Here is a 25718-nt window from a genome sequence, read left to right on the forward strand (position 1 = left end):
TTACGGCGGGCCGTTTCGGGTGCGCTGTGATTTGTTTTCTATGTCATTTTCCTCGTTAGGGCTGTCGAAACAGCTGCTTAAAAACGTAGCTGATCAGGGCTATCAGAAACCGTACCCCATTCAGGAGCAGGCCATTCCGGCTATTCTGAAAGGGCGCGATATTATGGGTCTGGCCCGCACCGGATCGGGCAAAACGGCGAGCTTTGTGCTTCCCATTTTGCAACGCTTGCAAACGCAGCCTCCCGCTACGGGCCGCTCCGTCCGAACGCTCGTGCTGGTGCCCACCCGTGAGCTGGCCGTGCAGGTGGCCGAGGTGTTTCAGACCCTTGGGCGCGACCTGCCCCGGCGGGTTAAAACGGTAGCTGTGTTCGGGGGCGTGTCTATCAACCCCCAAATGATGGCTCTCGGTGGTACCGATGTGGTGGTGGCAACGCCCGGCCGTTTGCTCGACCTCATCAGTCAGAACGCCGTGGGTTTGTCGGCCGTGTCGACGCTGGTGCTCGATGAAGCCGATAAAATGCTCGACCTCGGTTTTGCCGACGAGATGACCGACCTGTTTCGGATGCTGCCCCGCAAACGGCAAACGCTGTTGTTTTCGGCAACGCTGGGGGGCGATGTGCAAACCCTGCGCGAACACCTCCTGCGCGACCCGCTTTGGGTGGAGGTTGAAGAAGAGGAGCGCGACCTGAGTCAGATTGAACAGGTGGCCTACCGGGTGAGCGACGAGCGTAAAGGCCCCTTGTTGCGCTACCTCATCAAAAAAGAGGGTATGAAGCAGGTGCTGGTGTTTGTGTCGTCGGTCCGAACGGCCGATAATCTGGTGGTCAAGCTGAATAAAAACGGGATTCGGGCGGCTGCCATGCACAGCCAGAAAAGTCAGGGTGGGCGTACTGGGGTGCTCAATCAGTTCAAAACCGGCAGTTTGCAGGTGCTGGTAGCAACCGACCTGCTCTCGCGGGGTATCGATATTGAAGACCTACCGCACGTAGTCAATTTTGAGTTGCCCCGCTCGCCCAAAGACTATGTGCACCGGATTGGGCGCACCGGCCGGGCCGATGCCCGCGGGCAGGCGATCTCGCTCATCACGCCCGACGACGAGCACCATTTCCGGGTCATCCAGAAAAAGATGGGCCGCTGGGTCGACTTTGTCGACTCGGCCGACTTCGACCTGCATGGGGTGTAAATTGGAATCGGGGTGTTGAAACCTTCGCGCCGGGTTGGTGGTATATATACCTGAAAGGCCACCCGGCCCGCCGATTTCTGCCATTCAAATCGCATGTTACCGACTCGCTGTATGGGCACTCTGCCCGTTGTACTGACCGTTTTTGTTCTTCTAATTGTAACAACCGCAACCGGCTGGGCCCGCCCGAGCAAACGCACCCGCGATATTCCGTATCTGGCCCCCAATACCGCCGGTTTCGACCCCGAGCGGCACCTGCTCGATGTGTACCAACCCCGCCGGAAGTCGGCTACTCCGCGCCCGGTAGTGGTGTTTATTCACGGCGGTAGCTGGAATAGCGGCAGCAAAAAAATATACTGGTTTATTGGCCGACGCCTGGCTAAACAGGGGTTTGTGGCTGTAATTATCAACTACCGGCTGGCCCCTGCGGTGGAGGTACCCGCCATGGCCGACGATTGTGCCCGGGCCGTAGGCTGGGTAGCCAGTCAGATTAGCGCCTATGGGGGCGACCCGTCGCGGATTTACGTAATGGGGCACTCAGCCGGTGGCGGCCTGGCTGCGTTACTGGCTTCTGGACCAACGGTGTTCACGCGCAACGGCTTACCCACCGGGTTGGTGAAAGGGGCTATTCTGAACGACCCGGCCGGGATCAATATGTACGACTACCTGCAAAAGATGGAGTACCCCGACGACCGGAAGTTCCTTATTCCGTTTGGCAAAGAGCCAGCGGGCTGGCAGGCTGTTTCGCCCCAGTATCAGGTACAGGCCGGGGCTCCGCCTATGCTTCTGTACACGGGTGGACGCACCTACCCGAGCATCATCAAAGGCACCGAAGAGTTTCATCAGACGCTCCAGAAACTGGGGGTACAGAGCCAATATCGGGTGATTCCCGGCAGAAAGCACGTGCCAATGGTAACCGGCCTTTTCTGGAAAAACAACATCATCTACCGCGATTTGCGTGATCTGGCCAAGCCTTAGTAGCTAAACTTTCAGTTGCTGCTGTGGGTTAGCATACAGAGTCAATAGGCTTATGCAATCGCATACGCATGGGCACTGCTGCCTTCATGCAGGGCAAAAACGAAAAACGATACACCAAAAACGACAAACCATTTCCATGGCAGACCAGATTAAAACCGCCTACATCACCGGCGGCTCAAAAGGAATTGGCTACGGGGTAGCCGAAGTGCTCATTCAGCAGGGAATCAAAGTGGCCATTACGAGCCGGTCGCAGGAGGCTGCCGACAAAGCTGCGGCTCAACTCAACACCATTAAAGAAGGATACGCACTGGGTTTAGCGGCCGATGTGCGCGATCTGGCATCGCAGCAGCGGGCCGTTGATGCAATTGTGCAGCAGTGGGGCCGGCTCGATTACGTGATTGCCAACGCGGGTGTGGGCCATTTTGCACCTATTCAGGAGCTGACACCTGAGCAGTGGCACGAAACCATCGACATTAACCTGACGGGTGTTTTCAACACGGCCAAAGCCTCACTCGAAGCCCTCAAGCAAACCGAAGGGTATTTTATTTCGATTGCCAGCCTGGCGGGCACCAACTTTTTCGAGAAAGGGTCGGCCTACAATGCCAGTAAGTTTGGGCTCGTGGGTTTCACGCAGGCTATCATGCTCGATCTGCGTAAAGAAGGCATCAAAGTATCGACGATCATGCCCGGCTCGGTTGCCACGTATTTCGACAATCACACGCCCACCGATGCCGACGCCTGGAAAATTCAGCCCGAAGACATCGGTCATATCGTGTACGATCTGCTGAAAATGCACCCGCGTACCCTGCCTAGCAAAGTAGAGGTGCGCCCAACTTTGCCCGGTGGTAAAAAATAATTGCCGTTCGGGGGCGTCGTAGATTCGGCCGTTTTGGGCCTTCTGGTAGAAACGTACGTTACTCTATGCGCCCCCTTCTACTTGTTCTCCTCTCTCTTCTGTACGGTTTGCCCCTGTCGGCGGCCGTTCGTTTGCCCAAATTCTTTGCCGACCACATGGTGTTGCAGCGCCGGAAACCCGTTCCGGTTTGGGGCTGGGCCGATGCTGGTGAACGGCTGACGGTCCTTTTCAACGGGCAATCCAAATCGGTGAAAGCCGGTAAAGATGGCCGTTGGCGTGTTGACCTCGACCCGATGGAAGCCGGTGGTCCTTTTGTTCTGAATGTGCAGGCCAAGTCGGGCACAACCTCCCTGTCTGACGTGCTGGTGGGCGAAGTCTGGATCTGCTCAGGGCAGTCGAACATGGAAATGAAAGTGAGTGGCTCGGCCAACGCGACCGAAGAAATCGCCCAGGCGAACCACCCGCGTATTCGTCATTTTGCCGTGCGTCGGGCAACAGCTTTGGCTCCGCAAACGGATGTCGAAGGTGCGTGGCAGGTATGCAGCCCGGCTACAGTGGGTGGGTTTACGGCCGTAGGTTATCAGTTTGCCGTTGCCCTCATGCAGCGGCTGAACGTGCCGGTTGGTCTGGTACACACCTCGTGGGGTGGCACCCATTCGGAAACCTGGACAAGCCGCGAAGCCCTCGAATCGGACCCCGAATTACAAAAAGCTGCGGCCCGGATTCCGGCCCCCAACGACACCATCCGGTCTATCCAGAACAAACCGAACCTGTACGGTACGCTATTGTACAACGCCATGTTGCCCCCCCTTATTCCGATGGCTATGCAGGGGGTAATCTGGTACCAGGGAGAGTCGAACGCGGGCCGGGCGTATCAGTACCGAACGGCGTTTCCACTCCTGATCGAAGACTGGCGCCGGCAGTGGAACCGCCAGGTGCCGAGTGCGGGCGCCTTTCCGTTTTTGTTCGTACAGCTGGCCAGTTTTAGTGCGAAAAATGGCGATAGCCAGGCTGGTAGCACCTGGGCCGAACTCCGCGAGGCCCAAACCATGACTCTCCGGCTCCCCAATACGGGTATGGCCGTTGCCTCCGACGTGGGCGAGTCGAAAGACATTCATCCCAAAGACAAGAAAACCGTGGGGTTGCGCTTAGCTGCCGAAGCGCTGCGCGTAGCGTACCCAACCGAGGGTGGCGGCTCCGACGCGTCGCGCGGGCCTATGGTTGAGCAGTTGAGTGTATCGGGTCGGGAGGCCGTGGTGAAGTTTCGGTACGTGGGTACGGGCTTGGTGGCCCGCGACAAATACGGCTACCTCACCGGCTTCGAAGTGGCCGGGGCCGATGGTAAATTCCATTATGCACAGGCTCGCATTACTGGCGATAGTGTGGTGATTACATCGCCCGACGTAGCCACGCCCGTAGCCGTGCGCTATGGCTGGGCCGATGATAACAAAGACGTGAATCTGTACAATCGGGAGGGCTTTCCGGCGGTGCCATTCCGTACCGATACGTGGAAAGGCATTACGGAACAGGCTCGTTTTTAAAGCACGAAGTCCCAATAAGACTGTAGCATCCCCTGCCTGAGGTTGCTGGTATGCCTTATTGGGACTTCGTGCCTCTTTTGAGCCTATGGTTTTTTAAACAGGCTCATTGTCAATCAAATGTGTTTTGTCAGTTCGTCGGGGGAGAGAGGCTGGGTAAACCGGTGCTTCACGGAGCCATCTTTGTCGATGAGCCAGCCGATGAAATCTTCGGACGGAATCAGGTTGAAGCCTTCGGTATGCATCAGATACCAGCGGTCGGGCTCAACGGTGGTAGAGGCAATGAGTACCACCACATCCAGATCGTGTTGGCTCAATTGGGCATCGGCCGCGTGGAGTTGCTCCTGCTGATCGATGATATAATGCTGGGCGTCGTCGCGGCCGTAGAGGAGCAACACGCGCCGGTTGTTTTTCTTTTCGTCGAGCGTCGCCTTGAGCGACTTGTGTAGGTTGCCAATACTTTCCATATCCGTTGAGTGATTGTTGGAGTCATAACCAACCGGGCGGAGGATTGTTGTATGGCTTATTTTGCGTCTTCGGCAGTTCATTGACCACCAATGAACTGCCGAAGACGTTTCTCTATAAATCTTCAGACCGCTCAAGCAGCAGAATCGACGACTGGGGCACAATCACGTATTTCTGCCCCTGATACTCCAGATCGATGGCGTTACGTTGCAGGTAGATGGCCGTATCGCCCTCCTGCGCCTGTAGGGGCATATATTTCACTTTCTCTTCGGTTTCTTTCCACGGCTCATCATCCACCGGCGACGGAATCGGATAACCCGGTCCTACCTTGATTACGTAGCCGGTTTGCACCTGTTCTTTTTCGGTCACGGTGGGGGGGAGGTAGAGTCCGCTGGCGGTGCGGTCGCTGGGGTCTTTGGGCTGAATCAGGACGCGGTCGCCTACCACGAGCAGGCGCTTTAGTTTGTTGTCGGGGGTTATGTTAATCATACGTGTCGGTAGTTTTTCTCTTTAGGTTTTCTGTAGGGTAATCGAATTTGATGGGGCAGGTTTTGGATGATACAAGTAGCATCATCGGCCATGCTGAAGCCTAAACGCTGCCAGAGGGGAAGCTGCAAATTTCGGGCACAACGGGGCCGGGTTGTCAAAATGTCAGCGTGAAACGAGTTGACTCACGGAACGGGGTCGTAACCATGTCCGCCCCAGGGATGGCATCGACTGATGCGCTTGAGGCCCATCCAGCCACCCCGCAGGGCTCCGTGCTTCTGAACAGCCTCAATCATATATTGCGAGCAGGTAGGTGTGTACCGGCAGGCATTAGGCAGGAAAGGCGAGATAGCCCCCTGGTATAGTCGGACGAAAGCGATGACAACAGATTTCATACGTGAATGAACAATGAATACTGTACAATGGGTAATGATCGAGCCTGTCGACTGGCAGATTATTACTGGTTCGTTCTGCACTGTACAATATACATTTGATTCCGAGCCGGTTTTTGGAACAACCGAGCCCCTAAACTCACTAAAATACGGGTAAGCCGAAAGTTGGAACCAGAAACCCGAAACAAAAAACGCATTTCGGCTATCTTTGCCCGTTCTCAAAACCACAACGGCCCCGAAAACAATCCGTTATGCACAAATACATTGTCTGGGATGTTGATCCCGAAATTTTTTCAATTGGTCCCCTCTCCATTCGCTGGTATGGTTTGCTGTTCGCGCTGGGTTTTCTCATCGGGATGCAAATCATGACCTACATCTACAAAAAAGAAGGAAAACCGGAAGAAGACACCGATACCCTGCTCATCTACATGGTGATTTCGACTGTGTTGGGGGCCCGGCTGGGGCATTTTATCTTTTACGAGCCCGAAGCCTTTATGCAAAACCCTTTTCAGGTGTTTATGCCGCCCTTTGCCGGTTTGGCAAGCCACGGGGCCACCATCGGTATCCTGCTGGCGCTATGGTTGTATTCGCGCCGGGAGGGGAGTCACAAAACAGGGCAAACGTTTTTGTGGGTTACCGACCGGATTGTAATCACAGTGGCCCTCGGCGGAGCGTTTATCCGGTTGGGTAACCTGATGAACTCCGAGATTATTGGCCGCCAAACCGACCTGCCCTGGGGTTTTATTTTTATGAACGCCGACTACCGGGGCCTTACTGAGCCGTTTAAAGTACCGCGCCATCCGGCTCAGTTATACGAGTCGCTGTCGTGTTTTGTCCTGTTTTTCTTCCTGCTCTGGTTCTGGAACCAGCGTAAAGAGAAAACCCCACGCGGCAGCATGCTGGGTATTTTCCTGATTTGGGTGTTTACACTCCGGTTCCTGTACGAATACGTGAAAGAAAATCAGGTAGCTTTTGAAGATACCCTGTTCTTGAACATGGGACAAATTCTGAGTATTCCGGCTGTGTTACTGGGGGTTTATTTCCTGGTACGGAGTTTCCAGAACCGGTCGATGAGCGCCGGATGACCGGACGATAGCTGTTTGTTTAAACACTCGGTTCGCCGATTGGTATACCATTTAAAAGCCGAAGCCCCGATACGTCATGCGTGTCGGGGCTTTGTGTTTGGGCTTATGGTTTAGGAAGGTGAAGTTGAAAGAAAACGCCAAAGTCAGTCGACATTGGAACCGTACGAATGCTTGTACTTAGGTCGATAAAACTTGATGCCCTCTACAAAATCAAAATCTTTTTTGTTGAAGGTGAATAATTCCACTGGATAAGTCAGGGCCGTGGCGGCAATAATCATATCAGCAATGCCAGGGCGTTTTAGGTAGTGTTCTCAGGTAAGGTTTGATAGGTGTCGCGAAATTTCCGAATCCAGACCAATGATATTAAATCGGTTGATTGTTTCGGTTGTTTTACGCATCTCGCTGCGCTTCATGCCCACATACATTTCGGCTTCTGAAATAACACTAATGCAAAGGCGATCAAATCCCAACTCATCTAGTTCCTGTAGCATTATTGGGATACCCCGGAAGTAGTCGAACAGAACGTTAGAATCACACAGAATTAGCTTCGCTTTGGCCATGCTTTTGCCCGAATAGTAGCTAATGTTCGTTCGTCGTTAGCCCATATGCCTCCGAAAGCGGCTGGTGATTCACCGGGTTCGGCTTTACTCTTTCGTAAAAAAGGAATGGGCTTATCCTCCTCTGGTTCGGTCGGAATACCGTTCTGGGCCAGTAACTGTTTAGCCCGAATGAAATCTTTGTCGCTGACAGTCAGGGTCTTCATGGCTCTGTTATCGTTGCTGGGAAATGCTTTCTACAATAGTACAACAAAAAGTCCACTCGTTTTGCTCACGGGTAACTGATCCTAAGAGTATAGGTGCGTTGGAGTACTTTTCTATTAACCAGAATCCGCTTTACAAGCTCTATAAGCCTGTTTTAGCGTATGTGTCTAAGGTATTTTTACCCCCTCAAAAAGCTGGACTGTCGTAGGTAGCGGGGGTCGGGAGAGAAAATGAACAGGCACGAACCGCCCTCAATCACTTTGATAATGGGCGTACTCATGTGGTTGGGTACAGCGGGGCAACCCTGACTCCAGCCGAGCCGACCGGTGTGCCGAATGGTGTCTTCGCTCACGTAGTCGGCCCCGTGAAATACAATAGTCCGCTCGAAGGCGTTGCTGTTAATGCCCGGTTCCAGCCCTTTCAGTTTGAGCGACAGGCCATGTTTACCGTGATAGGACCCCATCGTTTTGTAAAAGCCAAGGCTCGACTGGTTCGACGAAATCTCGTTGGAAAACTGCCGGGGCAGGCGGTCGCCGGAGTTGCGTCCGTGGGCTACGTAGGTGTTAAACAATAACTTTTGCTTAGCCAGATCAAGCACGTACAGCCGTTTATTGGTCGAGGGCTGGCTCATGTCGGCAATCGAAATAACCGTGGGGCGGGTCTCCATATTGAGCAAACCGACCATCGCATACTCAAACGCAACCCGGGATAGGCCCACTTTCGATAACCGAAGCTGATCGTATAGTTTCGACCATGATGCCGTACGGGGAGTCATGGGCTGACGCCCTAAAACGACGGTACTACAGCAAAGGAGGGTTAGTAAAGCAATTCGTTTCATACGGTCGTTTGGCGGGTTACGGTTCCAAAACGGTTGGGCAAGATAACCAAAAATGGCGTTCGCTCATATTGGGCAAACCCTTATTGAGTAAACGTGTTGTGTGGGTATGGAAACAAATCAGGACAACCTATACAACCCCGCCGACGATGATAATCAGGGCGTGGTGCAACTTATGGCACAGGGCGAACAGGCTACCGCCGAGGGGGCCGACGAGCAGGCGCCTTATATGAGCCCGACCGAAGCCGAAGGGGCTGAGCAGGCCCCAAAAAATACAGATACGCCCGCTGAATAACGGAGCGGGTTAGGGTGTCGGCACGGGTATGAGCGACGAGCTGACCAACTGCCAGAGCCAGCGGCCTTTCACGTACACATCGGTGTAGAGAACATAAACCGGCGTTGGCTGGCTATTCTGAAGCTGAATCAGACGCGCTTTGCCTGTGGCTACAGCAGTGGTACGGTACACGCGTACGGTAGCGTCTTCGACCTCGATAGCGGTGTACCGAACGCGTGGCAATGCGACATTGTGAATAAAGTCTCGTTTCGACTCCGAAACACCGTCGGGATGGTGATAAACCAGATCGGTAGCCAGTACTTTTTCCAGAAAAACGGTGTCGCGCCGGACCTGCGCGTCGAAACGCTGTTTGGTGAGTTGCCGAATCTGGTCTTCTACTTTTTTCTGGGCCAAACCCGACAGGGGCAACAGAGACAGCCACACAAACAGGCAACGTAGCCGGGTTTGGGCCGGGGTGTTGCCTGCCGCGTTATGCCTCCAAAGCCATGTCTGCAAACGCATGCCTTATTTGCCCGTGGTGGCTGTCGGTTTGTCCGACGACTCTGCCGCCCGGTGAATGGCTTTCCGAATCCGGGCATAGGTGCCGCAGCGGCAGAGGTTGCCCTGCATGGCCGCGTCGATGTCGGCATCGGTTGGTTTCGGTTTGCTGTTGAGCAAAGCCACGGCGGTCATAATCTGGCCCGACTGGCAGTAGCCGCACTGAGGTACCTGCTCGTCGATCCAGGCTTGCTGTACCGGGTGCAGATTGGTTTCGGTGCCAATGCCCTCAATAGTGGTTATTTTCTTATTGGCAACCGCCGACACGGGCGTCACACACGACCGAATCGGTGCGCCGTTGAGGTGAACCGTGCAGGAACCACACTGGGCCATGCCGCAACCAAACTTCGTACCTTTGAGGCCCACTACGTCGCGAATTGCCCAAAGGAGGGGCATTTGAGGGTCGACGTTGAGCGAATGCTTTTTGCCGTTGATCGTAAGCGCGATAGTAGCCATTGGGTTGTGCTGTTTTCTGTTGCGTAAAGTTTGTAAAAATGCCGTTTTGAAGCAAAAAACTCTTTCATCATGAATGAAGCATCGACTGTTGTGAAGCAGAATACCCATCGCCATCGGTTCGAATTGGACACCGACGGCCACCTGTCTGTAGTGGAATACCAGATGGTCGACGATGAGACGATGGCCCTCACCCACACCGAAGTACACCCCGAACTGGAGGGAAAAGGCATTGGCTCCCGGCTGGTGCTGGGCACGCTCGAATACGCCGAGCGTAACAACCTGTACATTGTACCGATATGCCCATTTGTGGTTGCTTACATCAAGCACCACCCCGAATGGAACCGGATTGTCTCGAAAACATACCCCGCCAGTAGTTTCGGGGCAGGGGAGGAGTAAAACTTCAGTACTGGACATTCGGACTTCAGACGTTAGACGCTAGACTTGGTACCATTCTGTAGAGGAGTCCAACATCTAATGTCCAGTATTCAGGAGTAATGCCACTCCGTTAGCCTTCGGGGCGGTTGCGCCAGATGAAGCCGTCGAGCACGTAATGTGTCGATTGGGGGAGCGACAGTAGAGGGACCAGCCAGGCGAGCCAGGTATCAGTCTGAACGGGCGGGAGTTGCCCAAACATACCGAACACCGACGGGTGCTCGCGCCAGACAAGTCCATCCCAAAGGCCCTCTTCCAGATAGGCCAGTACGACCAGTACGCCCAGGAAAAAGACAATGCCATACGAACGTAACAGCGACGCCCACACGCCCCGGCTAGGCCGTGAAGTAACCCAAATCAGGGCTATGTAGGGTATGCCGTGGGCCACTACGTTGAGCATGGTAAAGGCTACGTCGCCGTTGAAAAGTACAATACCGGCGTACCACGATAGGGCCGTACCTGCTACCAGCAGATTGCGGGGCCAGTTGACCCACTGCCGGGTCTGGTACAGTCGCACCTCTTTGGCCGCGTACAGGAGCAGTAAACCGATATAAAGGGCCGTCAGGACCGTGCGGATGCCTGTTTGGGGAGAGGCCGTTTGCCAGAAATCGCCATCCACAAACCAGTTGAAATGACGCCCCGGAGTCAGGTGCCACCAAAGTAATGGGTAGAGCGTAGCCGCGTAAATCACCACGGTGTCGAGTTGGCGGTAGGGCCGGGGGGCGTTTTCGGTGCGGGAATAAAGCCGCAGAAAACCGTACTGCTGACGCACAAAATGAAACACTGCCAGGTACGCCAGTACGCGCCAGAACCACCCGGCATCGAGACTGTACAACCCCACGCCTACGGTGTAGCACAGTACCGGGATGGTCAGAAACAGCGTGCGCCGGGGCCGAAACCGGGCCGGGTCAAAGTACGTCCGAAACAAGGTGCTGTACACATGAGCCACGTCGATGAGTAGTACCAGACTCACCCAGGCAATCACGGGCATCTCGTCGGTACTGCGGAAGCGTTCGGGCAACAGCAACACAACCGCCAAAGCCGCGAATGGCGGTAGCAGAATAAACAGACCATCGAATCGGGGCGATTTAATCCAGGGTTGTGTCACGGCGGCAGGGTGTTGCGGTTAGAGGGCGGTGGATTGTCGGTTGGCCAGGATGGCCTGAGCCGACCGGATGCCGCTGTAAAAAGCTTCCTCAAAAATCGATATACCACTGTAATCGGTATGGGCGAAATAAATCGAATGGCCAATCGGTTGGCTCTGTACCGTACGGTTGCTGTGCCAGAGCGCACCCACCGCCGGGGCTGCCATGCCGTGCCCCCACACCCAGATGTCGATTTCCTGCACGTGCTGGCTAATGCTGGGGTGGGCCGTCTCGAGTTCGGCCAGGATTTCGGTAATCCACTCCTCGCGGGTGGTGCCGTAGGCTCGTTTCCGGGCTTCGCTCACCTGCGCGGAGGTATGGCCCGTGAGGGGTTTGTAAAACGTGATTACCCGCTGCGGGCTATCGTGCAGATGCTGATGGTTGGCCGAAATATAGCCGACCGAATCGGTTCCGTACACCACGTTGTCCCAGCAGAGCGGTACACCCGGTCCCTGCGGCAGCGCATCGACCGTGAGGTTGGCAACCACCCAGGGCGTATGAGTCAAGGGTTGCGGTGCCGCAGCCGGTGCCGCTTTGCCCAGTAGTCGACGGGTGATAAATGCAGGCGTAGCCAGAATAGCCGTTCGGGCGTTGATGGCTACGGTCCGGTTGCGGGCCAGGTCGCGGGCCAGCACCCGAACTCCTGTTTCGGTTTGTTCGAGCGAAAAAGCCAGGGTGTTTGTGCAGGTGGGTGTTTCGGCCTGTTGCCGCAACTGGTCGGCCAGAAATGCGTTGCCTTCGGGCCAGGTCAGCACGGCCGAGCCCGGCGCGTTGGCGGCCCGCCCCTTGCGCCCGGCAAAATAATGCAGCCCGGCCCAGGCCGAGGTTTGTTCGAGCGAAATGCCGTAATCGTCCTGACAGCAGTAGTTCAGATACCAGCGCAGGTAGGGCGAGGTAAACCCTTTCTGGGTCAGGTAATCGGCAAACGATTGCATATCCAGGTTCCGGTAGCGGGCGTCGGCTGATGAGTGGTCGAGTGGAATAGCGAAAGCGTCGCGGCCATCCGTACCTACGGCTTGCCGGAGGGTTTCAATCTCGGCAAAAAACCGCCGAATCTGGTCGCGGTCGCGGGTAGGCACGCCAATTTCAGGCACGAGGCCCTCCTGCCAATGCCCGTTGATAAACAGGCGTTCTTCGGGGTCGTGGCAGAGGTGGTATTCGTTGTACAGGGGCAGTCCGGCCTGGTTGTACCCGGTAATACTCCCTGCCTCCGCCAGAAAATCGAGGAGTTCGCGGTTGCGGATGTCGGGAATGGGCAGATAGTGGGCACCCCACGGGTAGGCCGACACGCTGTTTTGGCCCGCTGCCGAGTTACCACCGGTTTTTTCCTCCAGCTCAAGCAGCAACACATCGGTTATACCAGCTTTGGCCAGCCACCGCCGTGCCGACAGGCCGGCAATACCCCCGCCTACAATAACTACCTCTGCCGAATGTGTTTCGGCCGGGGCGGTATGGGTCAGGTCGGGCAAAGGCCCCCGCAGCCAGTGGCCCGCCCGGTGGTTTGGCCCGAGGGTTTGGCCGGGTATGGCCTGCGCCGTGCGGCAGCCCGGCAGTAGGGGAGCTGTGGCCAGTGCTGCTACGCCGAGGGCCGTTTGGGTCAGAAAAGTCCGGCGGTTGGGTTTCATGGCACGGCGCTCCATTCATCTTCAAAATACTGAACCAGCGCCTGATTGTTGAGCCGGTTGACCTCGGTAGGCACCTCGGCCATGTCGGGCGCAAAGGTGGTCATGTCGCGTAAGGTAAGTGGGCTCACATACCGCAGGCCGGCGGGGAGGTTCAGCCGGTTGGGGCTGGGCCAGCCTGTGCGCTCGGTTGTGCGGCTGGCCAGCACGTAGCCCCACTCACCAAACGACGGCACGTGTACGTGGTAGGGGAAGGTACGCAGACCCACTGCTTGCAGCGTGTGTGCAATGCACCAGAACGCCCGCCGGGCCACGTAGGGTGAGGTCGATTGCACCACCACGACACCACCCGGTGCCAGCACCCGGTCGAGTTCGCGGTAAAAAGCGGTACTGTACAACTTGCCAATGGAGTAGTTGGACGGGTCGGGAAAATCGACCACTACCACGTCATAGCGGGCGGTATCCTGCCGAATCCAGGTGTAGGCATCGGCATTGACCACGTCGACTTTGGGCGACAGTAACGACCGCTTATTTAGCTTCAACAGGAGTTCGTTTTGCCTGAACAGTTGTGTCATGCCGGGGTCCAGATCCACCAGCCGAATGGTGCGCAGAGCCGGGTATTTGAGCAACTCCCGCACGGCGAGTCCGTCGCCCCCGCCCAGCACCAGTACCCGCCGGGCGCGTGGGTTGGCTTGCATGGCCGGGTGCACCAGGGCCTCGTGGTAGCGGTATTCGTCGGCCGAGCTGAACTGAAGGTTGCCGTTGAGGTACAGGCGCATTTCGCGGGCGTTGCTGGTGAGTACAATGCGCTGATACGGCGTCGATTGGCTGTAGATTACCTTGTCCTGCAAGGCTACACTTTCGGTGTAGGTCATCACCCGTTCGGCCAGGGCGAAGCCCGCGAGTAAGCCCAGTATCGTGAAGCCAATCAGCATACCCTGCGCGGTGCGGTAGGGGCGGGTTTGCGGGAATTTGTACAGGACAAAAGCGGCTACCAGCACGTTGAGCAGCCCGAAAAATAGGGCTGTACGAATAAGGCCGAGCTGTGGCACCAGCACCAGCGGAAAAATAACCGACGCCAGCAAGGCTCCTATGTAATCGACAGTGAATACCCTCGATACCAAGTCTTTAAACGAAAGCTGATGCTCCAGAATCCGCATCAGCAACGGAATTTCGAGCCCTACCAGAATGCCCGTAAGTCCCACCAGCCCGTACAGTACCACCCTAAACGAGGCCACGTACTCGAACAGTACAAACAGCAACGGGGCACTAAACCCGCCGACGATGCCCACCAGAATTTCGATGCGGATAAACCAACGCAGCAAGTCGCCGTCGAGGTATTTCGATAGCCACGAGCCAATCCCCATCGCAAACAGATACGCCCCGATGATGGTCGAAAACTGCGTGACCGAATCACCCAGCAGATAACTGGCGAGGGTGCCCGCAATGAGTTCGTAAATAAGCCCGCAGGTAGCAATCACAAAGACCGACAGGAGCAGCAGAATCTGGAACGAATTGAGCGATTCGCCCTCAGGCCGGTGAGTTTTAGAAGCCGCCAACGGGTCGGTGGGTTCGTCAGCCATGAATTGCCGAACTGATAATGATCGACAGGGCAATCATAAACGCAGCGGCCAGAATCGCGAGCGCTACGTTTTGCTCATCAACAATCTTTTTCCAGAGATTTTCCGGAGCAATTTTTTCGATGGTCACGAAGCAAATGACCAGAATCACGATACCTACCAGCGAGTAAACAATCGAAGCAACGATGTATTTGTATTCCATACAATTGGAGAGTTAAAACAGTGAACAGTTATCAACGAACAACGAACAATGAGCAATGAGCAATGAATAATGAACAACGAACAGTGAGCAACAGGCGATTGCGAATAAGCTTCCTTTCCTCCCTTTCTCCCTTCGTCCTTTTCTCCCTTTTTCCTATTTATGATAAAACCCACTGCGACCACCCCGGTAGCCGCGCCCTACCGACCGGTGGAAGCCTTTTTTGTCGTCGCGTTTTTCGACACTGTCGAGGTCGTCGCCGGTGAGCCAGGTACCCGTCAGGCCCGCCCAGGCGAATCCGCCGAGCAAAAGCGCGATCAGGAAAACGTAGACCTTAATAGCCGAAAGGTTTTTGAGCATGGGAGCAAGTAAGTTTATTCGGTTCCTTCATCCGCAAAGTCGCTGTTTTGCCAGCGGTTACTTTCCAGAATCTGTTTTTTGAACAAGAGGTAAATGGGATAAATGAGGAGGAGTGTCAGCAATATCATCAGGTTGCCGAAGATCGTTGGGTTTTGGGTCACCCGGAGCGAGCCCCGCACACTGGTTTTTCCCTGTGAGATAGGGTAGAGGTTCAGATGGTACCGCCCCGACGGAATCCGCGACAGTTCGGCTTCGTCGACGGCTCCGCCCTCCGACCAGCTTTCGCCCCCATCCACACCGTGATAATACTCCAGCACCTTGGTAAACTCGTACGATTGGCCCGTTTGCTCGTTCACCAGGCTCATCGGAAGCTCCACCCACTGATTATCGATGTCGGCCGACACCCGGATTTCGAGAGCCGCCGGACCCTTGATGGTAAACGACGGCGAGATGACCGGCTTAAACAGGCCGTTGCTCACGTTGGTGGCACCGGTGTCGAGTTCGGTGCTGTAGGTGGTATCGAGCACAAACTGACGGGGTTTTACAACCGCCAGCAGGAGTTGCAGCCCGAACAAAATCACCAGAGCCATGCCCGTAAACGACAGAACCCCCTGCCATTTCTCAGGGCTGATGGCGGGTTGGGCGGCCCCTGTTCCCTGCGGTTTGGGTAGGTCGGAGGGACTCAGACCAAAGGCGTTGGCTACCTCCTGACGGGTTTTATAGATGCCCTTGTACCAATCGGTGCGCGTAGAAGATACCTCAGCCACGAGGGTGTAGGGCGGGTTGATGTACTCCGATACACGCATCCGGTCGTCGTCGAGCACGTTCCAGTCGAACTCACCAATGGCCAGCAGGGTCTGAGGGTCGTAGCGGTTGTAGAGCCGGTATTGCCGTTCTTCGGTGTCGACGTAGTAGGCATTTCCGCCTTTGCCGTATTCTTTATACTTGGCTTTGGTGGGAACTATGTATGTCCAATGGCCTTCGTATTCAGCCAGTTGGGTGTACACGCCATCGGCCCGAAAAAGTATGTACTCAACCCAGTTGTAGGGCTTGCCCCGTTCTTTTCGGTGCATGTAGCCCACCACCCGGTGAAACTGCCCTTCTATAAAGCCTTCTGTGCCAACCGGCAATACGGGTTTGGTCTGATTGTCGAACTGCGTCAGGCGTCGGGGTAGGCTTTCGGTTTCGTACTTGAAAAAGGTTTGGCAGTTGGGGCAACCATAAAATGAACTCCCCGTTACGTCGTAATACGTAATGGTATGTCCGCAGTGGGGGCACTGAAGCGTTGCCGATGCGGGCTGCGAGTCGGAGGGTAGAGCGTCGGTCATCGGGTCAGTTCGTGGCGGGTTTGTTCGGTCGCGTCGAAATGGCTCAGTGTGCGCGCGTAAAACAGACGCACCTTGGCCTCGTTATTGCGCTGAAAGTTAGACAAAAAGACGTCAAATGTAGCCACGCCAAACTCGGGCCAAGTATGAATCGACACGTGTGATTCGGTAAGGCAAACAACGGCCGTAAACCCGCCATTGGGGAAAGCATGGTAGGTTTCGCCTACTTTGGCAAGGCCCAGCTCGTCGATGAGGGCGTCGAACAGGGTCCGGCAACCGTCGGTATCTGTCAGGTGCGTGAGTGGGGCCGTAAAGGTGGCCAGTATGTGCAGGCCGGGGGTGTAGGTAGTCATGGGTTCTGACCAACGGTATCTGTCTGATGGTCAGTATGACAAAACTATCCGTTTTAAGCGCGTTTGCAAATCGGATTTTGTCTGAAAGGCTGCCGAAGCAAAGCAGATGGTTTTAACGGGTGGTTAACGGGAGCGAAAGAGGATACCCGTTTTTCTGTACTTTTGTGGCCGACACTGTATCGGCGGGTTGATTCTGATGGTAAAGATTATACGTGTGCGGGCTCTGTTTGCCCTTTTGTGCTTAGTTGTGTTGGTGGGTTGCCGGGTGCAAAAGTACCCCCCCGAACTTACTCAGGCTTTGCCGAATCGCTCGCCCATTGGGCAGGAAATCACCCTGACAGGGTATCAGTTTAGCGATAAACCAACGGTCACCTTTGGTAAAGACGGCATTGTGTTTCCGGCTGAGGTAAAAGAGGCCAATGATCAGACAATCAAAGTAAACGTACCCCGGATGCCCATTGGCCTGGCTATGGTGCAAGTGGCCAACGAGCAAGGTATTACCGATCCGGTCGCGTTCTCGGTGCTGCAACCACTCCCTGTTGTGAACAACGTAACGCCGGGCAATGCCTTGCCAGGGCAGAACGTCGTTATCACCGGTGATTACCTCGACCAATTGGTCTGGGTGCGGTTTGGACCGGGCGGGGTCAACACATTTGTGGCCAACACCCCCCAGTCCATCACGGTCACAGTGCCGGTGGTGCCGCGCGGGCCGCAAAATCTACAGGTCGAAACCGTAGGCGGAATCACAAACCGACCGTATCTGATTGCCGGTACCCCCGAAATTACGGCCTTCTCACCCCGTCGGCCGCGTTTGTCGGAAGAAGTGACGGTGCAGGGAAAAAACCTGTTTGATGGCGTGGTGCGACTCAATGGCCAGGTGATGCCTATCACCAAAAATACCGATACTGAGCTTCGGTTTAGCCTGCCTCCCACGGCTACATCCGGTAAAATAGCCGTTACGTTGTACGATCAGCTCACCGTCACCAGCGCCGACAGCGTCCTGGTGGCGTTTGCGCCTACCATCAATCCAAATGGGTTCAGTATTACCGAAGGGATTCGGGGTGATCGGTTGATTATCAGCGGTCGTAACCTTCGCGATGTGTCGGCAGTGACGGTCGGAAACCTGCCCGCCACCTTCAGAGTCCTGAGCGATACGCAGCTCGAAGTGACCTTGCCCGACCGCCCGCAAACCGGTGAGTTTTTCGTGACTCTGACCAGTCTCGGCGGTAGCATCACCAGTACCCAGTCCATACTGTACTACAACGCGCCATCGGGGCTGACGTTTACGCCGTTGCGTACCCTGCGTGGGCGCGAGGTGACCGTCAATGGCCAAAGCGTTTACCGAATAACCGGCGCGACGGTGAACGGTCGCCCGGCCGCTATCACAAGCCGGATCGAAAGCTCGGAGGTGAAGCTTACCGTGCCGCCCGACGCTACCACGGGACCCATTGTGCTGACTAACCGGGCGGGTAGTGTAACCAGTGCCCGCAGCCTGACCGTGGTGTTGCCGCCCACTGTGACCGAATTTACCCGTAAAGCCATTGTGGGTAACCGGGTGCAGGTGTTCGGAACGTTTTTGCTCAATGCGAAGGTGTATTTTGCCGGTAGCGCCAACCCCGCCCAGAACGACGGCCGCGATACCGACGGCGAGGTGTGGGTACGCGTGCCCAACGACGCGCAGAGTGGCCCCGTGCGGGTAGTCAACGACGCAGGCGAAACCACAACCGCCGTATCGTTTACTGCTCTTCGGGCTCCAGCGGGCATTGCATTTGGCCCCGACCTGGCTCGGGTAGGCACCGATATCAACGTGACTGGCCAAAACCTGACCGATGTTACGGAAGTGCGGTTTAGTAACGGCCGCTCAACCCCCGCTCGGTTCAGGGTATCGGGGCAAAACTTGATTGTGACGGTCCCCACCGACGCGCAGAATGGCCCCATTTGTCTCACTAACGAGGCCGGAACAGCCTGCTCCATTGGTAGTTTTACCGTGTTGGCTCCACCAGCTAATGTCCTGTTTACACCTACCAGTAGTACGTTGGGAGGCACCATTACCATTACAGGTACCAACCTGACTAATGTGCGGGAAGTGCGGTTTAACAACGGGCGGTCCAATCCGGCCTTGTTCAGAGTGTCAGGGCAAAGCCTGATTGTGACGGTGCCAAGCGACGCGCTGGATGGGCCTATCTGTCTCACCAACGAAGGTGGAACAACCTGCACAACGGTAAATTTCAATGCCCTGCTGCCACCCGCCAACCTTGCTTTGTCGGTCACAACGGCCGCTGTCGGAGCCGAGATTACCATAACCGGTGCTAATCTGGCGTCGACAAAGGAAGTTCGGTTTGGCAATGGTAAATCGTCGGCGGCCCGGTTCAGAGGCACCGGCACCACGCCCCAGGGACTTATTGTGACGGTCCCCGCCGACGCAACAACCGGGCCTATCTGCATCACCAACGAAGCGGGTACCAGCTGTACCTTAAGTAGTTTCTCGGTGCGATGAGGGCTGGAGAAACGCCCACTCGCTTTACGTAAACTTATGCCCCGTACGGCATAGAAAGTACCACCTTTTTCTTTAGTTTTGCTCTATTGTAATCAACACAGGCCTTATGAAATTTATCGTCTCCTCCTCGGTTCTTCTTAAGAATCTTTCCAATATAAACGGGGTAGTTGCGTCGAACCCCATTGTGCCCATTTTAGAGAATTTCCTCTTTAAAATCGAGGACGGGACACTGACCGTTACGGCTTCAGACCTCCAGACGACCATGACCACCCAAATCCCGGTTGATGCGACGGAGAATGGGTCGATTGCGATTCCGGCCAAGCTGCTGCTCGACACCCTGCGGAGCCTGCCCGAACAACCCGTCACGTTCCAGATCGATACCGAAACGTTTGGTACGCAGATTCTGACTGATAACGGCCGTTACAAACTCTCCGGCGAAAACCCGATTGATTTCCCCAAAATCCCGGCGGTCAACAAAAATCTGTCGGTCGAATTGTCGTCTGATGCCCTGCTCGACGCGATCAATAACACCGTTTTTGCGACCAGCACCGACGATCTGCGCCCGGCCATGACGGGGGTGTACCTGAACCTGAGCGACGATAAGGCCACGTTTGTGGCTACTGATGGCCACCGCCTGATCCGTTACCGCCGGACCGACATCTCGGGCTCGGCCAATACCTCGCTTATCGTGCCCCGGAAAGCCCTCCAGCTCCTCAAGGCGTCGTTGCCCGAGGGAGTTGATGTACGGGCTGAGTTCAGTCAGGCCAACGCGTCGTTCTCGTTTAGCACTACGCAGCTGATCTGCCGCCTGATTGATGAGCGTTTTCCGGACTACGAAAACGCTATCCCGACCAACAATACAAACGTCATGACGATTGGCCGTACCGATCTGCTCAATTCGCTCAAGCGGATTATGATCTACGCCAACCGCACAACGCACCAGATTCGGCTGTCGCTGAAAGACAATAAGCTCACGATTTCGGCCGAAGACCTTGATTACTCGAACGAGGCCAACGAAATTCTTTTGTGCGACTACGAAGGAGTACCGATGGAGATCGGATTCAACGCCAAGCTGCTCGTGGAGATGCTCGGAAACCTGAGCGCCAAGATGATTTCGCTCGAAATGTCGGCGCCAAACCGGGCGGGTCTTATTATCCCGGCCGACAAGGAAGAAAACGAAGAACTGCTGATGCTGGTGATGCCGGTGATGCTGAATACATACGCTTAATTAATGCGTAATGCATAATGCGAAATGATGAATGGGCTGGTGCCAGATAAACTCCTGCGCACCAGCCCATTCATCATTTCGCATTCCTTTCTTATGTCGACTCAATCTACCCAGGCCCGTGGTGGCTCGGCCAAGCGTGGCCCCGCCCTCGTGTTTATTTTTATCACCCTTCTGATCGACGTGACGGGGTTAGGCATCATTATTCCGGTGGTGCCCAAGCTGATTGAGCAACTCATTCAGGGCGATCTGAGCCAGGCGGCCCGTTATGGTGGCTGGCTGACATTTGCGTATGCCGGTATGCAATTTATGTTTGCCCCCGTGCTGGGTGGACTCAGCGACCGGTACGGCCGTCGGCCGGTGCTGCTGTTTTCGTTGCTTGGGTTTGGGATCGACTATACGCTGACCGGCTTTGCGCCAACCATTGAGTGGCTTTTTCTGGGTCGTTTACTGGCGGGCGTTACCGGAGCCAGCTTTACCACGGCGAGCGCGTACATTGCCGACATCAGCACCCCCGAAAAACGGGCGCAGAACTTCGGGCTTGTGGGGGCTGCGTTTGGGGTTGGCTTTATTCTCGGCCCCGCGCTGGGTGGTACACTCGCTCAGTTTGGCCCACGAACGCCATTTTTTGTGGCCGCCGGCCTCTCGTTTGTCAATTTTCTGTATGGCCTGTTTGTGTTACCCGAATCACTGGCTCCTGAAAATCGTCGGCCGTTCGACTGGCGACGGGCCAACCCCGTGGGCTCTCTGCTCCGGCTGGGCCATTACCCGGTTATCCTGGGGCTGGTGGCCTCGCTCGTGCTGATCTACATCGCTGGCTTTTCGGTGCAGGGTACCTGGACGTTTTACACCATGGAAAAGTTTGGCTGGGATGAGGAAATTGTTGGCTGGTCGCTGGCAATGATTGGCCTGTGCTTTGCCATCGTGCAGGGCGGCCTCACCCGGATTATTATTCCGAAGCTAGGGCAGCAGCGGTCGGTGTATGTTGGGCTCATGTTTTCGGCGGTTGGGTTTGCCCTTTTCGCTATGGCCACCCAGAGCTGGATGATGTTTGCGTTCATGGGAGTTTATGCCCTCGGGGGCATCGCCGGGCCGTCGATTCAGGGTATTATCTCAACGCAGGTACCTGCCAATGAGCAGGGCGAGGTGCAGGGTGCCCTGACGAGTCTGGCCAGCACCACGTCCATTTTTGGGCCGCTCATCATGACCAACCTGTTTTCGTACTTTACCAGTGCGGGTGCGCCGGTGTATTTTCCGGGTGCCCCCTATGTGCTCAGCGCCGTGCTGACGGTGATAAGTGCCGTGCTGGCCTGGCGCGGTTTTCGTAAGCCGAAACTGGTGAGTACTCAGACTGAATTAAATGTATAATGAACAATGTAAAATGCATAATGAAGTGACTGGCTTTGAGTAGGTAATTCAATTATGCATTTTACATTGTTCATTCACTTAGAATGCCGTAAGGGCGGCATTGACATTGATGCGGCCCCAGCCAAAGTTGCTGCTTCGGTTGGGGTAGTTGCTGGCCGACCGGCTCAGGCGGTCCAGAATCTGAGCGCGGGTCGCGGTTGGGTTTTGCGACCAAACCAGGGCCGCCATGCCTGCTGTGGTGGCTGTAGCGACTGAAGAGCCTCCTACCGTTGAGGGTGGGTTGCCATTCATTGCCAGCGTTGGGATGTGCCGACGGTTGGCGGCTTTTTCCATGACCACCACAAAGTCGATTTCGGCTCCTTCGTGGCAGGTTTCGCAGCGTTGGCTCAGGTTGTCCTGAATACCCGTAATCGCCTGAACTTCTGACATACTGGCGGGGAAAATGACCCCTGTCCAGCCCGCCGACCAGCCAAACGAGGTACCTCCCGCGCAAAACATCAGCTTCCCTTTGTTGAAAGCGTACCGAATGGCGTCGGCCACCTGTGAATTGTACAGAATAGTACCGAGCGACATACTCGTGATTTTGATGTCGTCGCGGTTACCGGCCAGAATGTACGCATCGGCAACGCCTTTCATTTCACGCGATTCGTCCAGAAAAACATCGGTGGCTGCCCGAACGCTCACCAGACTGGCATTGTAAGCAACGCCCATAGCGGCACCGTCGGTACCTCGTGGCGCTACCATGGCCCCCGCCATGGCGGTGCCGTGCCCACAGCCATCGTTGGGGGTTTCGGCCGACGACCAGAACCAGGCTTTGGGCAGTGTAACTCGTTTTTCGATGGTGCGCCCGGTTGAGCTTCCCTGATTGAACGCACTGCCGAGGTTGTCCTGGGTGTCGCTGAGACCGGTATCGATAAGCAAAATTTTGGTGCCTGCTCCGGTGCTTCGGCTCCAGGCGTCGCGGATGCCGTGGTAGGGGTGGTTCCAGGGCGACTTGGTACCGGGGGCGAGGGTTGTATAATCGGCTCCTTCGGTCAGGGGAATATCTGCAATATTAGATCCGCATCCGCTACTTGAAGCCGTTTTGGCGCGGCTGTCGCTTTGGCCGGGCTGATAGCCCATCGGCTCCACGTACCGCACCAACCCCGACGCCCGCAACTGCTGGATAGTCTCCAGGCGTTTCACCCGCAGATCGAGTACGGGCAGGGTTTCTTCCGAAAACGCCACCAGATCGGCTGCTTTCAGGGTTGGGTCGGTTTGCTGCTCGGTTTGTAGCACCAGATCGAGCAGTTGCTGTCGGGCCTGTTGCCAGGGGGCATCCTGAATGTCGATAGTGTGAATAGTCTCGCGCAGATCCGCCGATAAACCGGCTGGTTTGTACCCGACCGACACTACTCCGTCGGACTGCCGCAGGGCACTCCAAACCAGTTCGTCGGAGGCCATTGCCCAACGGAAATCACCTTTTTGTTGCAGCGTTGTTCGGATAAAGGCGTCAATCTCGGTATTGGAGCGCAGCGTGGCTGGGGCCGTCTGAATGTCGGTATTCACCTGGCAACTCTGCGCCAGAAGTGCCACGAGTAGTGTAGTTCCGTAAAGTTTGTTGTGCATAACAAAGGAAAAGAGTTAGGCCACCAAAATACAGAACTATAGCATTAATCGAATTAATTTTTGTTTTCTGGTTAGACAAATGTTCGATTGCTTATGCATCTACATCCGAAACGCCAGCGAAAATTTGATCTTTAGCTCATCTTCTACGGGCACCATCATCAGGCTTGGCTTCTCGATCTCATGGTCGGTGAGCTTGGTTATAAACGAACCTTCGTATACCGTCATACCTCCGCTTTCTTTCCGCACAACGGGTACCGTGACCGCTCTGGTAATGCCATGAAACGTGAGTCTGCCAGTCACGGTCAGTTTGCCAGACCCATCGTCCTGAACCTGTTGGCTCGCAAAGGTTACGTTGGGGTATTTGATTCCCTCCAGCACTTCAATGGCGTGCGAGTCGCGGTTGGCGTTCTGACTGTCGAACGAGGCCACCTTGGCCACAATAGCCACGGTTTCTACCTTTTTCGATTCATCATCGAACACAATGGCGCCGGTCACATCGCGGCAAACACCCTCCCACGTATGCATGGGGTGCCGCATGGCGTAGGTGATGGTCGACGCTTTTTTGTCGGCCATCAGTTTACGTTTGGCGACGTGGTGTGCGCCTGTATTGCGGATGCCCGGCCGAGTTGGGGTATCGGGCGAAATAAAACTAAAGAGCGCAAGAAAACCGCCTGACAGGAGCAGAGCTCTGCCGGTTTGGAAGACGTTCATGACTGAGTTGATTACAGGTGATGCCTAAAATTTGATCGCAATGATAGAGGCTGCATAAGCCCCAAACGTAGTAAAGGCTGCGGCCCGGTGCCAGCTTTTCAACTGATCGTTTTTCGACGCCTGTTCCGACAGAATATTGGTGGCAACCATGCCCGCCATGTGCAATATGGCCAAATACTTGTGCAGCTTGATGGAACTAGGCCCCCGGCGTTCGCTCACCATCTTGGGCGGGGCCGTCAGCGACAGCAGGGCCGTGGTGGTGTAGCCAATGTTAATGGCCGTTGCTAGGTTGCTGTGGGTTTCACGAATCCGGAGAATCTCGGTGCCTTGTGCCTTGTAAAGCCGCGACCCCACAATACCCTGGGCCACAAAACCCGCCAATGTCGCAAATCCAAGAACCTGATGGGTGACGAGCATAGTGCGCCGGATTTTCAGCTCTTTAGCCCGCCCTTCGGGTGTAAGCGGAGCTATGTTGGTCAGGCGCAGCAGTCCTTTAGGCCCCCAGAAGGCGCGTTGCGTGAAAATCATGTGCCGGGGCATGAGGGGAGCTGCCTCCGTCGAGTCGGTCAAACCAGCCAGCAGGTCATCGGCCGACGTAGCGCCCGCGTTAGGCTTGAGCGTGTCGGCGGGGCTTGTTTGCCCAAAAGCAGGTGTGAGCAAAACACTCAGGGCGAAGACCCAAAAAAGATGTTTCATGGTTCCGTTAAAGGAATGAGAGCGGAAGAAACGGCCGATTAGGGGGCCGAAAAGCTCCCCGCGAAGGGTACCCCCCCCGCGGGGAAGAAAAATTAAGAGGCCAACGGCCAAAAGATGCCCTTGTAGACTAAAGCGATTAATTCGAACAGCTTCTAAGCTACAATGCGCAGCGAATCGCCGGTACGGGTGGCTTTGTACGCTTTTACAGGAGCCGTGGGCGGAGATTGCTTCACGGCACCCGTTGTGGTAAACAGCCCCGCATGCACGTTACACTGAAAATCGTTATTCGCTTTACGGTACGAAAGCTGCCCGCCCTGATGGGTACACACGTTGCTGAGGGCCACCAGCGTTCCCTGCGCATTGGCAACTACAATCTGACCCAGTTGCACAAACTCGCCTTCGGTTTTCAGCTTCGAGTAGGTCGTGTTGTTCAGGTCGATGGTGAAATCAACCACGCCTTTGGTGGGGTCGAGATTACCGGTCAGACCTGTGCCTGCGCCGGGAGTTGGAGCAGGCGTAACCGTGGCTGGCTCGTTGCTGCTGGAGCAGGAGGTAAGTGTTCCCATGCAGTACAGGGCCATGAGGGCACCGCTGCTGAGCCCCAAACTACGTAAAAATTGACCCCGGTTGATTGGTTCGGTGGTTACTTCGGATTGCATACGTGGGTTGTTTAAATGTAGTTACACGAATTGAACGAAAAAGTTGGCATGCTCTGTACATCTGTACGAAATGT

General features: G+C 55.4%; 28 protein-coding genes. 10 read left to right on the forward strand and 18 right to left on the reverse strand.

Features of this window, described 5'->3' with window-relative positions:
* Positions 1-40: 40 nt before the first annotated feature.
* The 4 genes from F5984_RS01160 to F5984_RS01175 all read left to right on the forward strand — a co-directional run bounded on the left by F5984_RS01160 (position 41) and on the right by F5984_RS01175 (position 4555).
* A complete protein-coding gene (locus F5984_RS01160; protein WP_152122039.1) occupies positions 41-1183 on the forward strand; it encodes a DEAD/DEAH box helicase in 1143 nt (380 codons plus the stop codon).
* A gap of 93 nt (positions 1184-1276) precedes the next feature.
* A complete protein-coding gene (locus F5984_RS01165; RefSeq protein WP_246168755.1) occupies positions 1277-2158 on the forward strand; it encodes an alpha/beta hydrolase in 882 nt (293 codons plus the stop codon).
* 136 nt (positions 2159-2294) lie between these two features.
* Positions 2295-3014, forward strand: coding sequence for an SDR family oxidoreductase (locus tag F5984_RS01170; protein ID WP_152122043.1), 720 nt, complete (start codon positions 2295-2297; stop codon positions 3012-3014).
* Positions 3015-3079: 65 nt separating this feature from the next.
* Positions 3080-4555 (forward strand): sialate O-acetylesterase, encoded by a 1476-nt coding sequence (locus tag F5984_RS01175; RefSeq protein ID WP_152122045.1) that lies wholly within the window; start codon positions 3080-3082, stop codon positions 4553-4555.
* A 113-nt stretch (positions 4556-4668) separates the two neighbouring features.
* Here the strand turns inward: F5984_RS01175 and F5984_RS01180 are convergent, their stop codons facing one another.
* The 3 genes from F5984_RS01180 to yidD all read right to left on the reverse strand — a co-directional run bounded on the left by F5984_RS01180 (position 4669) and on the right by yidD (position 5898).
* Entirely contained in the window at positions 4669-5019 is a 351-nt protein-coding gene (locus tag F5984_RS01180; protein WP_152122047.1) for a DUF4174 domain-containing protein, read from the reverse strand.
* A 112-nt stretch (positions 5020-5131) separates the two neighbouring features.
* Positions 5132-5506 carry a co-chaperone GroES gene (locus F5984_RS01185; protein WP_019987937.1) on the reverse strand — a complete coding sequence of 125 codons (375 nt, stop codon included), beginning with the start codon at positions 5504-5506 and terminating at the stop codon, positions 5132-5134.
* Between the two features lie 182 nt (positions 5507-5688).
* Positions 5689-5898, reverse strand: a complete 210-nt coding sequence (yidD, locus tag F5984_RS01190; RefSeq protein WP_152122049.1) for a membrane protein insertion efficiency factor YidD — start codon at positions 5896-5898, stop codon at positions 5689-5691.
* Positions 5899-6146: 248 nt separating this feature from the next.
* Here yidD and lgt point away from each other — a divergent pair, with 248 nt between their 5' ends.
* The gene (gene lgt, locus F5984_RS01195) at positions 6147-6980 is read left to right on the forward strand and encodes a prolipoprotein diacylglyceryl transferase (protein ID WP_152122051.1); all 834 of its coding nucleotides are present in this window, start codon (positions 6147-6149) and stop codon (positions 6978-6980) included.
* 541 nt (positions 6981-7521) lie between these two features.
* Here the strand turns inward: lgt and F5984_RS01200 are convergent.
* Together F5984_RS01200 and F5984_RS01205 are read right to left on the reverse strand one after the other, a co-directional pair.
* Positions 7522-7743: a hypothetical protein gene (locus F5984_RS01200; protein ID WP_152122053.1), complete on the reverse strand. Its 222-nt coding sequence runs from the start codon at positions 7741-7743 to the stop codon at positions 7522-7524.
* 176 nt (positions 7744-7919) lie between these two features.
* On the reverse strand, positions 7920-8579 hold the full coding sequence (locus tag F5984_RS01205; protein ID WP_152122055.1) for a murein L,D-transpeptidase catalytic domain family protein: 660 nt from the start codon (positions 8577-8579) through the stop codon (positions 7920-7922).
* Between the two features lie 106 nt (positions 8580-8685).
* On the opposite strand from F5984_RS01205, the gene F5984_RS01210 reads away from it, so the two are divergent.
* Positions 8686-8871, forward strand: coding sequence for a hypothetical protein (locus tag F5984_RS01210; RefSeq protein ID WP_152122057.1), 186 nt, complete (start codon positions 8686-8688; stop codon positions 8869-8871).
* Between the two features lie 9 nt (positions 8872-8880).
* Here F5984_RS01210 and F5984_RS01215 read toward each other — a convergent pair whose 3' ends face one another.
* A complete protein-coding gene (locus F5984_RS01215; protein ID WP_152122059.1) occupies positions 8881-9372 on the reverse strand; it encodes a nuclear transport factor 2 family protein in 492 nt (163 codons plus the stop codon).
* Between the two features lie 3 nt (positions 9373-9375).
* Entirely contained in the window at positions 9376-9864 is a 489-nt protein-coding gene (locus tag F5984_RS01220; protein ID WP_152122061.1) for a (2Fe-2S)-binding protein, read from the reverse strand.
* Between the two features lie 69 nt (positions 9865-9933).
* Between F5984_RS01220 and F5984_RS01225 the strand changes: the two genes are divergently transcribed.
* A complete protein-coding gene (locus F5984_RS01225) occupies positions 9934-10260 on the forward strand; it encodes a GNAT family N-acetyltransferase (protein WP_152122063.1) in 327 nt (108 codons plus the stop codon).
* Positions 10261-10369: 109 nt separating this feature from the next.
* On the opposite strand, the gene F5984_RS01230 is transcribed toward F5984_RS01225, so the two are convergent.
* The 7 genes from F5984_RS01230 to F5984_RS01260 form a co-directional block, all read right to left on the reverse strand.
* On the reverse strand, positions 10370-11404 hold the full coding sequence (locus F5984_RS01230) for a hypothetical protein (protein WP_152122065.1): 1035 nt from the start codon (positions 11402-11404) through the stop codon (positions 10370-10372).
* Between the two features lie 18 nt (positions 11405-11422).
* Complete coding sequence (locus F5984_RS01235; protein WP_246168756.1) at positions 11423-13066, reverse strand: FAD-dependent oxidoreductase; 1644 nt, start codon at positions 13064-13066, stop codon at positions 11423-11425.
* Positions 13063-14646, reverse strand: a complete 1584-nt coding sequence (locus F5984_RS01240; protein WP_152122069.1) for a polyamine aminopropyltransferase — start codon at positions 14644-14646, stop codon at positions 13063-13065. The genes F5984_RS01235 and F5984_RS01240 overlap by 4 nt, the downstream gene beginning before the upstream one ends.
* The gene (locus tag F5984_RS01245; RefSeq protein ID WP_152122071.1) at positions 14639-14845 is read right to left on the reverse strand and encodes a DUF350 domain-containing protein; all 207 of its coding nucleotides are present in this window, start codon (positions 14843-14845) and stop codon (positions 14639-14641) included. Before F5984_RS01245 ends, F5984_RS01240 begins: the two co-directional genes overlap by 8 nt.
* A 153-nt stretch (positions 14846-14998) precedes the next feature.
* Positions 14999-15202: a hypothetical protein gene (locus tag F5984_RS01250; protein ID WP_152122073.1), complete on the reverse strand. Its 204-nt coding sequence runs from the start codon at positions 15200-15202 to the stop codon at positions 14999-15001.
* A gap of 14 nt (positions 15203-15216) precedes the next feature.
* Complete coding sequence (locus F5984_RS01255; RefSeq protein ID WP_152122075.1) at positions 15217-16530, reverse strand: DUF4178 domain-containing protein; 1314 nt, start codon at positions 16528-16530, stop codon at positions 15217-15219.
* On the reverse strand, positions 16527-16880 hold the full coding sequence (locus tag F5984_RS01260) for an S-adenosylmethionine decarboxylase family protein (protein ID WP_152122078.1): 354 nt from the start codon (positions 16878-16880) through the stop codon (positions 16527-16529). Before F5984_RS01260 ends, F5984_RS01255 begins: the two co-directional genes overlap by 4 nt.
* 196 nt (positions 16881-17076) lie before the next feature.
* Between F5984_RS01260 and F5984_RS01265 the strand changes: the two genes are divergently transcribed.
* The 3 genes from F5984_RS01265 (at position 17077) to F5984_RS01275 (ending at position 21970) form a co-directional block, all read left to right on the forward strand.
* Entirely contained in the window at positions 17077-19377 is a 2301-nt protein-coding gene (locus F5984_RS01265) for an IPT/TIG domain-containing protein (protein ID WP_152122080.1), read from the forward strand.
* A gap of 106 nt (positions 19378-19483) precedes the next feature.
* Complete coding sequence (dnaN, locus tag F5984_RS01270) at positions 19484-20605, forward strand: DNA polymerase III subunit beta (protein ID WP_152122081.1); 1122 nt, start codon at positions 19484-19486, stop codon at positions 20603-20605.
* A 93-nt stretch (positions 20606-20698) separates the two neighbouring features.
* The gene (locus F5984_RS01275; protein WP_152122083.1) at positions 20699-21970 is read left to right on the forward strand and encodes a TCR/Tet family MFS transporter; all 1272 of its coding nucleotides are present in this window, start codon (positions 20699-20701) and stop codon (positions 21968-21970) included.
* A 78-nt stretch (positions 21971-22048) separates the two neighbouring features.
* On the opposite strand, the gene F5984_RS01280 is transcribed toward F5984_RS01275, so the two are convergent.
* The 4 genes from F5984_RS01280 to F5984_RS01295 form a co-directional block, all read right to left on the reverse strand.
* Positions 22049-23578, reverse strand: a complete 1530-nt coding sequence (locus F5984_RS01280) for a S8 family peptidase (RefSeq protein ID WP_152122085.1) — start codon at positions 23576-23578, stop codon at positions 22049-22051.
* A 99-nt stretch (positions 23579-23677) separates the two neighbouring features.
* Positions 23678-24289: a YceI family protein gene (locus tag F5984_RS01285; RefSeq protein ID WP_152122087.1), complete on the reverse strand. Its 612-nt coding sequence runs from the start codon at positions 24287-24289 to the stop codon at positions 23678-23680.
* 24 nt (positions 24290-24313) lie between these two features.
* A complete protein-coding gene (locus F5984_RS01290) occupies positions 24314-24985 on the reverse strand; it encodes a hypothetical protein (RefSeq protein ID WP_246168757.1) in 672 nt (223 codons plus the stop codon).
* 152 nt (positions 24986-25137) lie between these two features.
* Complete coding sequence (locus F5984_RS01295) at positions 25138-25644, reverse strand: QcrA and Rieske domain-containing protein (protein WP_152122089.1); 507 nt, start codon at positions 25642-25644, stop codon at positions 25138-25140.
* Between the last annotated feature and the right edge of the window lie 74 nt (positions 25645-25718).

It is taken from the genome of Rudanella paleaurantiibacter (assembly GCF_009184635.1).
GTDB classification, from domain to species: Bacteria; Bacteroidota; Bacteroidia; order Cytophagales; family Spirosomataceae; genus Rudanella; species Rudanella paleaurantiibacter.

Excerpts from the sequence above, each read along its gene's own strand:
- F5984_RS01280 (WP_152122085.1), bottom strand. The coding sequence starts at position 23,578 with ATGCACAACAAACTTTACGGAACTACACTACTCGTGGCACTTCTGGCG.
- F5984_RS01160 (WP_152122039.1), top strand. The coding sequence starts at position 41 with ATGTCATTTTCCTCGTTAGGGCTGTCGAAACAGCTGCTTAAAAACGTA.
- F5984_RS01165 (WP_246168755.1), top strand. The coding sequence starts at position 1,277 with ATGTTACCGACTCGCTGTATGGGCACTCTGCCCGTTGTACTGACCGTT.
- F5984_RS01255 (WP_152122075.1), bottom strand. The coding sequence starts at position 16,530 with ATGACCGACGCTCTACCCTCCGACTCGCAGCCCGCATCGGCAACGCTT.
- F5984_RS01245 (WP_152122071.1), bottom strand. The coding sequence starts at position 14,845 with ATGGAATACAAATACATCGTTGCTTCGATTGTTTACTCGCTGGTAGGT.
- F5984_RS01175 (WP_152122045.1), top strand. The coding sequence starts at position 3,080 with ATGCGCCCCCTTCTACTTGTTCTCCTCTCTCTTCTGTACGGTTTGCCC.
- F5984_RS01210 (WP_152122057.1), top strand. The coding sequence starts at position 8,686 with ATGGAAACAAATCAGGACAACCTATACAACCCCGCCGACGATGATAAT.
- F5984_RS01265 (WP_152122080.1), top strand. The coding sequence starts at position 17,077 with ATGGTAAAGATTATACGTGTGCGGGCTCTGTTTGCCCTTTTGTGCTTA.
- yidD (WP_152122049.1), bottom strand. The coding sequence starts at position 5,898 with ATGAAATCTGTTGTCATCGCTTTCGTCCGACTATACCAGGGGGCTATC.
- F5984_RS01250 (WP_152122073.1), bottom strand. The coding sequence starts at position 15,202 with ATGCTCAAAAACCTTTCGGCTATTAAGGTCTACGTTTTCCTGATCGCG.
- F5984_RS01185 (WP_019987937.1), bottom strand. The coding sequence starts at position 5,506 with ATGATTAACATAACCCCCGACAACAAACTAAAGCGCCTGCTCGTGGTA.
- lgt (WP_152122051.1), top strand. The coding sequence starts at position 6,147 with ATGCACAAATACATTGTCTGGGATGTTGATCCCGAAATTTTTTCAATT.
- F5984_RS01275 (WP_152122083.1), top strand. The coding sequence starts at position 20,699 with ATGTCGACTCAATCTACCCAGGCCCGTGGTGGCTCGGCCAAGCGTGGC.
- F5984_RS01180 (WP_152122047.1), bottom strand. The coding sequence starts at position 5,019 with ATGGAAAGTATTGGCAACCTACACAAGTCGCTCAAGGCGACGCTCGAC.
- F5984_RS01170 (WP_152122043.1), top strand. The coding sequence starts at position 2,295 with ATGGCAGACCAGATTAAAACCGCCTACATCACCGGCGGCTCAAAAGGA.
- F5984_RS01260 (WP_152122078.1), bottom strand. The coding sequence starts at position 16,880 with ATGACTACCTACACCCCCGGCCTGCACATACTGGCCACCTTTACGGCC.
- F5984_RS01295 (WP_152122089.1), bottom strand. The coding sequence starts at position 25,644 with ATGCAATCCGAAGTAACCACCGAACCAATCAACCGGGGTCAATTTTTA.
- F5984_RS01200 (WP_152122053.1), bottom strand. The coding sequence starts at position 7,743 with ATGAAGACCCTGACTGTCAGCGACAAAGATTTCATTCGGGCTAAACAG.
- F5984_RS01235 (WP_246168756.1), bottom strand. The coding sequence starts at position 13,066 with ATGAAACCCAACCGCCGGACTTTTCTGACCCAAACGGCCCTCGGCGTA.
- F5984_RS01215 (WP_152122059.1), bottom strand. The coding sequence starts at position 9,372 with ATGCGTTTGCAGACATGGCTTTGGAGGCATAACGCGGCAGGCAACACC.
- F5984_RS01290 (WP_246168757.1), bottom strand. The coding sequence starts at position 24,985 with ATGAAACATCTTTTTTGGGTCTTCGCCCTGAGTGTTTTGCTCACACCT.
- F5984_RS01225 (WP_152122063.1), top strand. The coding sequence starts at position 9,934 with ATGAATGAAGCATCGACTGTTGTGAAGCAGAATACCCATCGCCATCGG.
- F5984_RS01240 (WP_152122069.1), bottom strand. The coding sequence starts at position 14,646 with ATGGCTGACGAACCCACCGACCCGTTGGCGGCTTCTAAAACTCACCGG.
- F5984_RS01285 (WP_152122087.1), bottom strand. The coding sequence starts at position 24,289 with ATGAACGTCTTCCAAACCGGCAGAGCTCTGCTCCTGTCAGGCGGTTTT.
- F5984_RS01220 (WP_152122061.1), bottom strand. The coding sequence starts at position 9,864 with ATGGCTACTATCGCGCTTACGATCAACGGCAAAAAGCATTCGCTCAAC.
- dnaN (WP_152122081.1), top strand. The coding sequence starts at position 19,484 with ATGAAATTTATCGTCTCCTCCTCGGTTCTTCTTAAGAATCTTTCCAAT.
- F5984_RS01205 (WP_152122055.1), bottom strand. The coding sequence starts at position 8,579 with ATGAAACGAATTGCTTTACTAACCCTCCTTTGCTGTAGTACCGTCGTT.